This is a genomic window from Paenibacillus ottowii (genome assembly GCF_006874425.1).
Lineage (GTDB): Bacteria > Bacillota > Bacilli > Paenibacillales > Paenibacillaceae > Paenibacillus > Paenibacillus ottowii.
The window spans coordinates 177,678-190,084 of record NZ_VIJZ01000009.1 but is presented as its reverse complement, the minus strand read 5'-3'; the positions used below and the strand labels follow the sequence as shown (position 1 = coordinate 190,084).

13 protein-coding genes are annotated in these 12,407 nt (G+C 43.7%); 7 read left to right on the top strand and 6 right to left on the bottom strand.

All coding sequences use genetic code 11. The features are described 5' to 3' along the window. Positions 1-72 precede the first annotated feature (72 nt). Both FKV70_RS20425 and FKV70_RS20420 read right to left on the bottom strand, forming a co-directional pair. A complete protein-coding gene (locus tag FKV70_RS20425) occupies positions 73-1,299 on the bottom strand; it encodes a sugar efflux transporter (protein WP_142614039.1) in 1,227 nt (408 codons plus the stop codon). A 162-nt stretch (positions 1,300-1,461) separates the two neighbouring features. Further along, positions 1,462-2,235, bottom strand: coding sequence for an alpha/beta fold hydrolase (locus FKV70_RS20420; protein ID WP_142614037.1), 774 nt, complete (start codon positions 2,233-2,235; stop codon positions 1,462-1,464). 192 nt (positions 2,236-2,427) lie between these two features. Between FKV70_RS20420 and FKV70_RS20415 the strand changes: the two genes are divergently transcribed. The 3 genes from FKV70_RS20415 to arsC all read left to right on the top strand — a co-directional run bounded on the left by FKV70_RS20415 (position 2,428) and on the right by arsC (position 5,922). Then, positions 2,428-4,020, top strand: coding sequence for an alkaline phosphatase family protein (locus tag FKV70_RS20415; RefSeq protein ID WP_142614035.1), 1,593 nt, complete (start codon positions 2,428-2,430; stop codon positions 4,018-4,020). Between the two features lie 167 nt (positions 4,021-4,187). Beyond that, entirely contained in the window at positions 4,188-5,477 is a 1,290-nt protein-coding gene (locus tag FKV70_RS20410) for an arsenic transporter (protein ID WP_142614033.1), read from the top strand. 25 nt (positions 5,478-5,502) lie between these two features. Next, the gene (gene arsC / locus FKV70_RS20405; RefSeq protein ID WP_063212894.1) at positions 5,503-5,922 is read left to right on the top strand and encodes an arsenate reductase (thioredoxin); all 420 of its coding nucleotides are present in this window, start codon (positions 5,503-5,505) and stop codon (positions 5,920-5,922) included. Positions 5,923-5,963: 41 nt separating this feature from the next. On the opposite strand, the gene FKV70_RS20400 is transcribed toward arsC, so the two are convergent. Continuing rightward, positions 5,964-6,359, bottom strand: a complete 396-nt coding sequence (locus FKV70_RS20400) for a winged helix-turn-helix transcriptional regulator (RefSeq protein ID WP_142614031.1) — start codon at positions 6,357-6,359, stop codon at positions 5,964-5,966. Between the two features lie 161 nt (positions 6,360-6,520). Between FKV70_RS20400 and FKV70_RS20395 the strand changes: the two genes are divergently transcribed. After that, on the top strand, positions 6,521-7,081 hold the full coding sequence (locus FKV70_RS20395) for an NAD(P)H oxidoreductase (protein WP_142614029.1): 561 nt from the start codon (positions 6,521-6,523) through the stop codon (positions 7,079-7,081). 314 nt (positions 7,082-7,395) lie between these two features. Continuing rightward, a complete protein-coding gene (locus FKV70_RS20390; protein WP_142614027.1) occupies positions 7,396-8,571 on the top strand; it encodes an alanyl-tRNA editing protein in 1,176 nt (391 codons plus the stop codon). A 12-nt stretch (positions 8,572-8,583) separates the two neighbouring features. Here FKV70_RS20390 and FKV70_RS20385 read toward each other — a convergent pair whose 3' ends face one another. After that, positions 8,584-9,285 (bottom strand): YoaK family protein, encoded by a 702-nt coding sequence (locus FKV70_RS20385; protein WP_063212898.1) that lies wholly within the window; start codon positions 9,283-9,285, stop codon positions 8,584-8,586. 192 nt (positions 9,286-9,477) lie between these two features. Continuing rightward, the gene (locus tag FKV70_RS20380; RefSeq protein WP_142614025.1) at positions 9,478-9,996 is read right to left on the bottom strand and encodes a DJ-1/PfpI family protein; all 519 of its coding nucleotides are present in this window, start codon (positions 9,994-9,996) and stop codon (positions 9,478-9,480) included. A 149-nt stretch (positions 9,997-10,145) separates the two neighbouring features. Here FKV70_RS20380 and FKV70_RS20375 point away from each other — a divergent pair, with 149 nt between their 5' ends. Further along, positions 10,146-10,538 (top strand): winged helix-turn-helix transcriptional regulator, encoded by a 393-nt coding sequence (locus tag FKV70_RS20375; RefSeq protein WP_063212900.1) that lies wholly within the window; start codon positions 10,146-10,148, stop codon positions 10,536-10,538. 116 nt (positions 10,539-10,654) lie between these two features. Here FKV70_RS20375 and FKV70_RS20370 read toward each other — a convergent pair whose 3' ends face one another. Beyond that, entirely contained in the window at positions 10,655-10,990 is a 336-nt protein-coding gene (locus tag FKV70_RS20370) for a winged helix-turn-helix transcriptional regulator (protein WP_142614024.1), read from the bottom strand. A gap of 255 nt (positions 10,991-11,245) precedes the next feature. Here FKV70_RS20370 and FKV70_RS20365 point away from each other — a divergent pair, with 255 nt between their 5' ends. Then, positions 11,246-12,343 carry an FAD-dependent monooxygenase gene (locus tag FKV70_RS20365; protein ID WP_142614023.1) on the top strand — a complete coding sequence of 366 codons (1,098 nt, stop codon included), beginning with the start codon at positions 11,246-11,248 and terminating at the stop codon, positions 12,341-12,343. The last annotated feature ends 64 nt before the right edge of the window (positions 12,344-12,407 follow it).

The window sequence follows — 12,407 nt, the reverse complement described above, 5'->3', positions numbered from 1 at the left end:
CATAAAAGCAGCACGTAACTGGACTTTGGCTTCTCGTCCAGGCTACGTGCTGCTTCTTGTATTGGCGTCGTCCTATAGACTGTGATTTCTTTCGTGTAGAGCAGCCGATTTGTCAAACTCTAATTTTTTTGAAATCGCCAGCAGACCAAGACAGCAGAGGATCAGGAATAAGCATATCCAATAGGAGTTTCGATAACCCATCCATTGAGCGAACAATCCGCCTAGCAAGCTCCCGGCCAGTCTTCCGATTGTTGTCGCATTGGAATACAGCGTCGAGGCGTATCCAGGGAGAGTTGGCAACAAGTCCTGCATATAGCTGATACCAATCGCTGAAATCACTGCAACAAAGAAGGCTAGAAGAAGCTGCCCCGCGAATAGTTGCCACATCTCCGTAGACATAAGGACGAGCAGATAATAGACAACGCCTGTTAGTGCCCCTAAAAATACAAGCAAACGGTTGGAGTATTTGGCTGCCAGTACGCCCAGCATGAGCATCAAGGGGATTTCCAAAATGGCGCAAATACTGGCTACTAGAGCAACGTCACTCGTGTTACCTTTTAAATTGTGAATAATGAACAAGGAAATATTCAAACTATTCATCCAGTGAGACGTATAAAGCAAAGTAAGAACGGAGAAGGGGATCAGAATTTCAATATTTTTATGTAATGAAATGTGATGAAGTGAAAGTTGATCCTTATGTTTAAGCTGAACAGGAGACGGCTTGATAAAAAAGAATAGCAGAACGGCAATAAGTACAAAAATAGAAGTCGTACCTATAAAAATACCTTTAAAACCCGTATGTGTAATCAAGAAGGAACCAAAGAGCGGCCCGGTAATAAAGCCAAGCGAGAACATAGAACGAAGCGTTGAATTCGCAAAGGCATGGTCCGCAGATTTACTGCGATCTACCGCCTCACGGGCACTGGCAAATAACTGAGGCATCCCAGGGGCACCCATAGCCGTAAAGATCGTCATATAGACAAAAAGTATATAAAAATTTTGGATTACAAGATATCCTGCGAAGGCTATCGCATTAAATAACGTACATATCACTAAAATTTGCTTGCGATCCAGTCCGGTATCGGAACGTTTGGCAATAAGAGAGCTTATCCATATACCACAAATCAAAGTCACCGCTGTAAATACACCAAAGGTTCCCACGGATACGCCAAGTGTGCCTGTAAAATATACGGCTAAAAAAGGTGCAGTTATGGAAATAGCCATACCTTGCAATAACATACAGATCATGAATAGCGGATAATTGGGGATAACGAAAAGATTTTGAATACGCTTTAGCATTTCATTTTTACACCCCTTCCAATTTAGAAGCAGAACAATACATACCTATCCTAACTAAACTATATATGACTTTAGCATAATTTGTATATTTTCATTGTATATAATAGTATATAATTTTTTCCACTTTGATGAGCAACTTCGACTTTTCACTTAGGATGTGTATTAAGGGCTGAAGCGATCTGCGAACTGCTTGATCAGTTCATTCAATGTTCCAGCGGCCTTCGTAGGAAGGCGGTGATCAGCTTTTTTGATGAAAATAAGCTCACTCTTCGGTAATTGCTGATGCAATAGGTTGGCATAACGATGGAAATGTTGATCCTCTTTACCATAAACGAGCAGGACGGGAAGCTGGATTTCCCCCAGTCGTGAGGTACAGTTGTACTTCAAGCTGTAACGGTAAAATTGCTCAACATTCCTGGGATTTCCCTTCTTCGCATCGTTAAATAACCTGCGAAATAAAGATAATCGTTTCGTTTGTGACCAAGCGTTAGAAAGGGCAATTGTACCAACTGCGCCGATCTTGGAAAGAGCAATGCCCAACGAAATTTTGTTTCTTAGCCGCCATTCATTTACCTCTGACATCCCGCTGATCACAATCCCTCCCCATACCCGATCTGGATAAGTTAAGAGGAATTCTAATACGATCGAGCCTCCGATCGAATATCCACACAAAAATACCTTGTCCAAGTTCAACCGATCCATCAAATGTTTAATATCCTCTACAATGAGCGGGTAAGTAATCGTTTGCTCGGAAGGCAGGCTTTTACCGTGTCCTCTGATATCAAAAGCGATCGTTCGAAAATAGGGCGATAACCCTTGGATCTGGTATGTGAAACTTAAGCTTGTGAGTACTGGAGGGTGAATGAATAGGATGGCCGTTCCTTCGCCGGAATCTATATAATGCATGGAGTATTCGTGTAAGTTTGTTGTAGTCATCGTTATACTCTCTTCCTAAATGGTTTTGATTTTTAAATTTGACCTATTAGATCTAAAAAATTCATTGGAGTTGTAACTTTGTTGCAGGTGTCCCCTTTTTATCCCAATGATCTAATGTAGGAATAAATTTTTTAGTGCAAGAAAAAATAATAAGAAGAAGGGGATTGCTTTTCTAAAAAAGGGGACGCATATATGGGCATGAAAAATAAAGTTACCATTGTACTAATGCTAAGTTTATTGTTATTGGTCTTGGGCTGTAGGGCGGACTCTGGTCAACAGCTAAAGCAACAGAGTGTGAAGCCGCATGTCGCTGTAAATCAAATTGGCAAAAAACCGGTCATTGTGGTCTTGATTGATTCTTTAATGGATAAGCCTTTGCAAGAAGCGATGCAAGAAGGCCGTGCACCCGCAATGCGATTTCTCCTTCGTAAAGGGCAATACTTCCCACATGTAGTGAGTTCATTTCCCACGATGTCTGTAACAATCGACAGTACATTGTTAACGGGAACGTATGCTGACCAACACCATGTGCCTGGTCTCGTTTGGTACAGTGATCCCAAGAAACGCATGATTTTTTATGGCAATGGTATCAAGGAAGCGTTGAAGATAGACCAACTGCAAGTATTTATGGATGCAATTTACCAATTAAATCAAGTTCATTTGAACAAAAAAACGAAAACCCTACATGAAGATTTGGCTGACAAAGGGAGAGAATCCGCGTCCATTAATGCTATTGTTTTTAGGGGGAATACGAAACATGCTTTAAAAGTGCCTGACATTATAGCCAATAGCAACAGGGTGCCAGAACAAATGACAGTCACAGGACCCAAATGGTTATCCTATGCAGCTCTGGCACAATTGAACCCGAAAAATAGTTGGAACACTCCTGTGTGGAAAAAATTCGGGATGAATGACGAATTTTCCGCAAAGGATACCGCCTTTCTAATCAGTCAGAAAAAACTTCCAGACGTAACCATCACCTACTTCCCAGAGAATGATAATTTGGCGCATAGAAAGGGTCCCAATCAACTAAAGGGAATTGAAAAAGCGGACAAAGCACTGCAAACTGTGTTGAACGCATACGGTTCATGGGAAGAGGCTGCAAACAGTGCGATTTGGATTGTCATGGGTGACAGCGCGCAAAGCGCTGTATATGATGATCGACAGGCAGCCACTGTTGATTTAAGACCTCATTTGAGCCATTACCGTATTGCAAAATTAAATCAACCCGTAAGAAATGATGACCAAATCGTGATTGCCGCTAATGAACGGATGGCCTATATCTATGCCATTAACAATAACGTGGATTTGTCTGACGTGGTGCAGTCTTTACAGCATGAGGATAAGCTCGACATTATTGCTATGAAAGATGGCAAAAATAATATTCATATTACAAAGGGGAAAAATGGTGGTCTGTTTTCTTATCGTCCCGGTGGGAAATTGACCGATGAATATGGACAATCATGGACATTATCGGGCGAAACGAATCTAGTGGATATTACGATCCATAACAACCGGATCAAATATGGAAAATATCCAGACGTTTTGGCGAGACTACACGGGGCAATAAATTCACATGAAGGGAGATATGTTGTCGTCACAGTCCAACCAGGATATGAACTCGTCGGCGAAAGTTCCCCTACCCACATCGGAGGGGGAGCCCATGGATCGCTGCACGAAAAAGATTCCCTTGTCCCGTTAATTATTTCTGGAACGAATACACGACCCAAAACCCTGCGCATCGTTGATATAAAAGATTGGATTATGCAATTGGTGAACAAATAAGTATTGAGCGTTCTTGATATTAAAGTTGAGCTCTATTAGTATTTAAGCATTAGTTATATAATCGAAAGACGTCACACATTGGATCAACTAGGTTATGTAGCCGACCAGTTTTTAATATAAGTATATATTTATAAGGAAATGTAAATGTAATGGAGGGTTTTAGAACATTGATTTTTTTGGCATGTATTATATTCTTAGTCACTTTAGTATTGGTCATTTGGCAGCCTAAACATCTGTCCATTGGATGGTCTGCCTGCGGCGGTGCTATACTCGCCTTGTTGGTGGGTGTAGTGGATTTGCATGATGTTTGGGAAGTTACCCGAATGGTCTGGAATGCAACACTAGCTTTTGTTGCCATTATTCTGATTTCATTAGTCCTTGATAAAATAGGTTTCTTCGAATGGGCAGCACTTCACATGGCACGGATAGCCCGTGGAAGCGGAACCCGGATGTTTGTCTATGTGAGCGTCCTGGGTGCCATAGTTGCTGCCTTTTTTGCCAATGATGGAGCGGCTTTAATTTTAACTCCAATTGTACTGGCGATGGTTCGGGCACTGAAATTGGATGAGAAAATGGTGTTTCCCTTTATCATAGCAAGCGGATTTATTGCAGATACGACGTCGCTTCCGCTAGTAGTCAGCAACCTCGTTAATATTGTGTCAGCCGATTTCTTTGGAATCAGTTTTATGGAATATGCGAGTCGTATGATTATACCTAATCTGTTTTCCTTAGCGGCTAGTATCGTGGTACTGTATCTCTTTTTTCGCAAAAGAATTCCTAAAACGTTTGATGCGACACAGTTAATCACGCCTGCAACTGCGATAAAAGATCCAAAGATGTTCCGTATGTCCTGGATCGTTCTCACAATATTGTTGATTGGCTACTTTGTATGCGAATTTTTTGACATTCCCGTCTCGGTGGTGGCTGGTATCATTGCCATCCTTTTCTTGCTGATGGCTAGAAAAAGTCCTGTGGTACCCATGAAAGAAGTCATTAAGGGAGCTCCATGGGCCATCGTATTTTTCTCTATCGGAATGTATGTGGTAGTGTATGGTTTGCGTAACGCCGGTTTGACGGATCTGCTGTCCCACGTGATTCAAGCGGCTGCTGATCAAGGTATGTTTGTAGCCACCATGGCCATGGGTTTTATTGCGGCGATTATCTCTTCGAGTATGAATAACTTGCCTACGGTCATGATTGATGCGCTTGCCATTAATGCCACTCATACAACCAGTATGGTCAAAGAGGTACTGATTTATGCTAACGTCATTGGGTCGGACCTTGGACCGAAAATAACTCCAATCGGTTCATTAGCCACATTATTATGGCTGCATGTGCTTCGTTCGAAAAACGTGAAAATTTCATGGGGCACTTATTTTAAAACAGGCATCGTCTTAACTATTCCTACACTTTTTATTACCCTGCTGGGCTTATATCTGTGGTTAATCATTTCATAATGGAACATTGAAGGAGATGTTAATGATGGAAAAGAAGACAATTTACTTTTTGTGCACCGGTAATTCGTGCCGCAGTCAAATGGCAGAAGGTTGGGCTAAACAATACTTGGGAGACCGTTGGAATGTATACAGTGCGGGCATTGAAGCACACGGCCTCAACCCTAAAGCGGTGCAAGCGATGAATGAAGTTGGGCTGGATATTTCCGGTCAAACTTCAGATATTATTGATTCTGTTTTGTTGAATAGTGCTGATTTAGTTGTGACCTTATGCGGAGATGCTGCTGATAAATGTCCTATCACACCTCCGCAGGTTCGCCGTGAACATTGGGGATTTGATGATCCGGCTAAAGCACAAGGAACAGAAGAGGAGCAATGGAGCGTGTTCCAGCGTGTACGGGATGAATTAGGGACTCGTATTCGGAAATTTGCGGAGACTGGTGAATAAACAAGGTGCACAGCCATAGTATTTCAAACAAGCACGCCTCTTTAAAGAGGTGGTGCTTGTTTGACGTTTTTTTCCTTCACAGAATACTCTTCAAGCACCTTTGTTTTATCTCCATAGATCCTATCCAAATGATCTTCTCCCCATAAGCAAAAACGATCAAGCAAATCTTTAAAATCCCATCCATATTCACTAAGCTCGTACTCCACTTTGGGTGGAACCTGGTTATAAATGATGCGGTGAATGATTCCATCCTTTTCAAGCTCTCTAAGCTGTTGGGTAAGCACTTTTTGGGTGATTTTCGGAATGAGTTGACGAAGTTCGTATGTACGTTTTCTGCCGCTGGTTAAATGATGCAGAATGATGCCTTTCCACTTTCCACTGATGACCTCCAAAGTTGCCTCGATCCCGAGCATATAGGTTTTGGCTTTGTCTTCCATAGACTTTCCCCCTCTCCGATCTGTAGTACAAAAGGCACTAAGGAACCTTAAAGTACCTACAGCACATTGAAGTGCGTACTTCACACTCTAATGTATAACATCCATAATAGCATCTGTAGACAGGGTTCAACAATTATGAGGAGAAAGTAGGTTACAGATACATGAAAGTTCTATTGGTCGTCACGCATCCTAGAGAAGATTCACTTACCCTTGCGGTCATGACTCGTTTTGTAGAGGGATTGAAAGAGAATAAGCACGAGGTAGATATTCTGGACTTGGATCGGGATGGATACAATCCGGTGTACAGCGCTGCAGATGAGCTGGATTGGAATACGACCCATAAACAATATGCTCCTGAAACGCGGAAAGAGATGGATAGAATTGCAGCTGCGGAAGCTCTGGTCTTTGTGTTTCCACTATGGTGGTACAGTGTGCCTTTCATGCTAAAAGGGTACCTAGATAAAGTCTGGAACAAAGGTTTACTTCAGGAATTTACGACGAAGCAGGTTTTGTGGATGTGCTTGGCGGGAGGGACTAAAGAACATCTAATCAAGTATGAATATCACGATTTGGTTACTAGTTATTTGAATAAAGCCATTGCTGGTTACGCAAGAGTAAGAGAGTCCAAGGTGGAGTTCTTCTATGATACTTTGTCCGAGTCGAAAGAATACATTGTAGGTTTACTGGAGCACGCTTATCAATTAGGTCTGGCATATAAGTGAAAATTATTCTGATAACAATGATAATTTAATATTGTTGAAAAAGGGTTAAGGCTCGTTAGACGGCACTTAACCCTTTTTATTTCTACAGAAGAGACTATCCTTTTATCACCACTAGTTGTGCTTGCTGAAACAAGGGGTTATGGTGATCCCTTTTCAGAAGCAGTACCCACAGTCTGCTTGGCTAGCTTCTGTCTTCCCCATGTGCGCTGGAATGTTCAAGCTATTCACTACATTGATATTTACAGTGAAGTGCTTGATAATAAGTGAATATCGGACGAGACAAGACAAAGAATACCCAAAAGTGAGGGACTGAAATGGCTGCCAAATTATATTACACTGCTCCAAATCTTACGGAGTGGAACACTTATATTACACAGAGCATGGAAAGAGACGGAGCATTTTTTGTTATGCTTGAGGAAACGGCCTTTTATCCGCATGGCGGAGGTCAGCCGTGTGATACAGGAACGATACAGGGCATTCGTGTATTAGATGTTGTCCTCGAAGACGGGGACATCTGGCATCAGGTAGAACGCTTGCCGGAGGAGGGGGAAGTGGCTTGCCAATTGGATTGGGAGCGCAGATTTGATCATATGCAGCAGCATAGCGGGCAGCATTTGCTATCAGCGGTTTGCCTAGAGCTGTTGGGTGCGCGTACAGAGAGCTTTCATTTGGGACAAGAGTACGCCACAATTGATGTCAACTGTTCGGATATAACCTCTGCCCAGCTATCGGCAATCGAGCAGGAAGCCAATCGGCAAATCTACAATAACCGCAGCATCAAAAGCTATTTTGTAACCCATGAGCAATTGCAGGACATTCCACTTGTGAAAATGCCTAAAGTGACGGAAAATATTCGAATTGTTGAGATCGAGGGCATTGAATATAATGCTTGCGGCGGTACACATGTGGCTCAGACCGGGGAAATTGGGATGATTAAATGCTTGAAATGGGAAAAGCAAAAAGGGATGGCCAGAATCCATTTCAAATGTGGTGCTCGCGCACTCCATGACTTTAATGAGGGTGTTCGGATTTTGGACGTGTTATCTGCGAAGTTCAATACCGGACGGAAGGATATTTTGACCCGATTCGAAAAGTGGGAGCAGGAGCACAAGCAGCTCAAGGCGCAAGTAGAACTCCTGCAAGAGGAAAATGCATCATACCAGGCAAAAGAGTTGCTGTCTGCTGTGCAGGGGCATGTTCTTGCTCGTGTATTCGAACAAAAATCCTTTCAGGAGATACAGCAATTGGCTGCCAAGCTGACCGCTGAGCATGATTTGCTTGTATTATTTGCCACAACAGCAGAAAACAAAATCATTCTGGCACACAACGGTACCCAATCCATTAGCTGCGGAGCGTTTTTAAAGGAAAATCTGGGCGCGTTCCAGGGCAAAGGGGGCGGTAGCAACCAATCTGCTCAGGCAGCATTTTCGTCCCGCAATGACCTTTTGAATTTCTTTGAAACGGCCCAGCGGCAGTTCATTCAGGGCTGATGTAATGGAGGATTAGTGACGCAGCGGCAGCTTCCACTTTTCCTCTTCTGTAAATAAAATAAAAGAAAAAATAAGTGCAACAACAGCGCCCCAAACGGCTTTATCCCCAATCGTCAAAGTCAGGAATCCCCCCAGCAAGGCTCCTACCAAGAAGGCGGCCAGGATGACACCATAACGCATCGCTCGAATGGCAGCGTTCGTGTCCTTGGTCGTTACGGCGACATACACAGCCTCGATAGCTGATCGGAGGTTACCGGTGCTGACCGTGGAGGTGTACGGCACATCAATGAGCTTGCGGAAGGAAGTCATTTGCACGGAAGCGACGAACGAGACGATCACCACTACTACCGTATTGGGAACTTCCTGCGGAATCAATCCCACGATGAAAAAAATCGCAATTTCCAGTAAAAGAATTGCGCGGGTCCAGTCCGGAGTTAAACGGTGGGTTGATTTTCGTTTAATCCCTTCAGCAACAAAAACCCCCAGTGAAAAGGCGATCAGGGGCGGGATATAGGATAATGCCTGAACCCAGTGCCCCTGAATGACTTTAACAGCCAGCAGCACGATATTGCCTGTCTGTGCGTTGGCGAAAACACCGCCTCTTCCAACAAAGGTATATGTGTCCAAAAAGCCCCCTACTAATGATAGTAAGGCGCCCAGTCGCAACGATTCGGACGTTACCTGATGTAAATGGATTTTGCCTTTCATAAACACGGCATATAAGCCTCCTATACTAAACGTCTATTCCTTAAAGCTAACACGAAAATCCAGGACCATACAATTAAATTAATCACTTCAACATGAAAATGACACAAAGAAGCCACATCAGGTCCCATACAATAGAAAGGACGTGATGCGGCTTGTTGGAGTGCTGTTTAAAGTGCTATCTGAACTTCGAGAATGTGCTTATTGCAGAGCTTGAACGAGGGCTTTCCCAAACTCCTGAGCTCCGTCTGGGCCATCGGCTGTAATAATATCGCTATGCGCAACGACATGCTGAGCGAGATATTCGGCTTGATGCGCTTGGAGTTGATCCTTTTGTACATCCACTGGATAGCATGTAGCTGTTCTTCCAGAGAGCAATCCGGTTTGAGCCACGGCCACAGAGCCTGCACAGATGCCGCTCACTAAAGTCTTTTGCTTATGAGCTTGTTTCAGCAGAGCCTGGAGATCCGCGTTATTCCACAGATGATCATTCGTTCCTGATCCACCAATCACAGATACCACATCATAATCAGCCAGCACAGCGTCTGTAAAAACAAGATCAGCCGTCGCTTTACCGTTGTAGTCACCCATAATTTCGCCTGTTTTTGTACTGGCTAGTGTCACGGTAACGCCTGCTTGTTCCAGCGCTTCTTTGGGTTTAAATAATTCATCCTCATTAAAGCGCTCTGGGGGTATAATAAAAAGAGCTTTTTTACTCATATTCTATTCCTCCTTGAATGTGTAACGTTATCTACTATTGTAGGGTGGCTTTGCTAGGCTGTGAAGAATGCACTTTCAAGTACGGAGGTTACCTGCAGGTTACTAATAGTGTGCAAGATCATGATGATTTAGAAGGAGTTAATTGACATATGTCTGATACACTGAGAGAAGAAATACGGGAGAAAATTATAAACGGAGACTACAACTGCGAAAAGGAACTAACGTTATCTGTACTAAGTGGGAAATGGAAGGTCGTTATTTTATGGCATTTGGGTGTGGAAGGGCCGCATCGGTTCAGTGACCTGCAAAGACTGTTTCCGAAGCTGTCGCATAAAGTGCTGACCAACCAGCTACGGGAGTTGATGGAAGATGGTATTGTACACCGGGAAGTCTATCCGGAAGTGCCCCCAAAGGTGGAGTATTCAATGACAGAACTGGGAATGACGATTTTACCAATTGTGGAGATGATGTATGACTGGGGGAAAAAGCGGGTGCAATCCATTCGTGAAGAAATGCAACGCAGCAGTGAGGGCAACGCCTAAAATTTTGGATACGATCTAAGGTCGACCATTATCGCTTTGTCATATGAAAAAAGAACGCCTTTCGCTATGAGTACGAATTGTACTTAGAGCAAAGGCGTTCTTTGCTTCAATATGAATCACTGCTGTTCAAGTGCGGGTAGAACCTCAATCCAGCGTGTAGCCCAGGTACCGATATGGTCAAATAAAGGAGCTAAATCGCGTCCCTTATCCGTAAGAGAGTATTCAATCCGCACGGGCTTCTCAGGATAAACCGTACGTTGTATGATTCCTTCTTCCTCCAGCTCTTTCAAACGGTCCGAAAGGACCTTTCCACTTAAATTAGGAATTGAATTCTCAATCGCGACGAAACGTTGCGGGCCATTCGTGAGTTGAAATACGATCAACACCGTCCAACGCTTGCTCAGTACTTCCATAGCTTTTTCAAACCGTGGACACATCTGCGGAATGTTCATGTGATCACCTCATGCTCCTATTATTAACGATTCACTGTTAAAAGTAAATGATTTTACTTTACATAAATTTATTACTTGACGAAATTGAATGATATAAATATACTTTGTTACATAAAGTAACTTGTTGGATTTGAGACGAAGCTCTATATATTAATACTTAAAAATTGAACTTATTTTGATATGATTAATGATAAAATAAAATGAACAGGTACGAACGAATCGCGTGGTTATGGTTTGGATGCAGGGGGAAGTCATATGATACTGGAATGTGAAGTGTGTGTAGTTGGAGGAGGACCCGCAGGGACTTTGTTATCCTGTCTACTGGCAGAGCAGGGTGTTTCCACGATATTGGTTGAGCGGCAGAGCGTGCCCGGAAAGGCTTTCCGTGGTGAAATTTTAAATGATGAGGGTCAGGGCGTGATCCAGAAGCATAAGCTGCTCGAACAAATTCAAGAGGATCATATTCTCGCCTCTACAAGAATCGAGTATTGGCAGCATCAGCAGCTGGTCAAAACGGTCGAGCCAGCTTCAAACCATGGTAATGTGGGAGTGCACATTCCACAACCTCGATTTTTGGAAGCTCTGCTCAAGCAGGCGTCCACCTACGAGTCCTTCTGTTACCTGGCAGGTACAACTGTGACTGCGTTGGAGGGTAACAGCACGCAGGGGTATACGGGCTTGACCGCTCGCGACAAGGACGGCCATGAGGTTACGATTCACAGTTCGTTGATTGTGGGGGCAGACGGCCGCTATTCGACTGTGCGCAAGCTGGCACAGATGCCTGTGACGAACATTCGTCACGGCTATGATCTGCTATGGGCCAAAATCACGGCACCTGCCGGGTGGGAGCCCGTTACTCGTCTAGCGCTGGTCAACGGAGGGCAACTGGCTTTATTTTCACAGGCCGAAGGCTATATTCAAATTGGCTGGAATGTGGAGGAAGGCAGCTTTTCAACCCTGTTTAAGCAATCTTTTGCACCTTTTATACAGCTGTTTACGGACGCTTTTCCGGATTTGGAGCATAGTGTACTGGATCAGATTCGTTCATGGAAGGACTTCGTACCGTTGGATATTTTCAGCAGCCGCAGTGACACTTGGGTACGGAACGGACTGGTCCTAATTGGAGATGCAGCGCATACCATGACACCTACAGGAGCTTTTGGCTTGAACGCTGCTTTGAAGGATGCCGATGTGCTGGCCAGTGAGCTTCTTCGTCTACGCCAGCAGGCGTATAATGCAGAAGATCTGAAGGCTTTCGAAGACGGACGACGGCAGGCTGTCACTGAGCTTCAGGAGCGTCAGCTGATCATGGAATCCACGTTTCATGAACATTTTTTACACATAGTAACATGATATAAAAACCTGACAACAACGATTAGCCTGAGAAAATAGAGGGCGTTTCATATATAGAGTTTAT

Bases quoted from the DNA above. Each gene is read 5' to 3' on its own strand.
- FKV70_RS20425 (WP_142614039.1), bottom strand. From the start codon at position 1,299: ATGCTAAAGCGTATTCAAAATCTTTTCGTTATCCCCAATTATCCGCTA.
- FKV70_RS20420 (WP_142614037.1), bottom strand. From the start codon at position 2,235: ATGACTACAACAAACTTACACGAATACTCCATGCATTATATAGATTCC.
- FKV70_RS20415 (WP_142614035.1), top strand. From the start codon at position 2,428: ATGGGCATGAAAAATAAAGTTACCATTGTACTAATGCTAAGTTTATTG.
- arsC (WP_063212894.1), top strand. From the start codon at position 5,503: ATGGAAAAGAAGACAATTTACTTTTTGTGCACCGGTAATTCGTGCCGC.
- FKV70_RS20400 (WP_142614031.1), bottom strand. From the start codon at position 6,359: ATGGAAGACAAAGCCAAAACCTATATGCTCGGGATCGAGGCAACTTTG.
- FKV70_RS20395 (WP_142614029.1), top strand. From the start codon at position 6,521: ATGAAAGTTCTATTGGTCGTCACGCATCCTAGAGAAGATTCACTTACC.
- FKV70_RS20390 (WP_142614027.1), top strand. From the start codon at position 7,396: ATGGCTGCCAAATTATATTACACTGCTCCAAATCTTACGGAGTGGAAC.
- FKV70_RS20380 (WP_142614025.1), bottom strand. From the start codon at position 9,996: ATGAGTAAAAAAGCTCTTTTTATTATACCCCCAGAGCGCTTTAATGAG.
- FKV70_RS20375 (WP_063212900.1), top strand. From the start codon at position 10,146: ATGTCTGATACACTGAGAGAAGAAATACGGGAGAAAATTATAAACGGA.
- FKV70_RS20370 (WP_142614024.1), bottom strand. From the start codon at position 10,990: ATGAACATTCCGCAGATGTGTCCACGGTTTGAAAAAGCTATGGAAGTA.
- FKV70_RS20365 (WP_142614023.1), top strand. From the start codon at position 11,246: ATGATACTGGAATGTGAAGTGTGTGTAGTTGGAGGAGGACCCGCAGGG.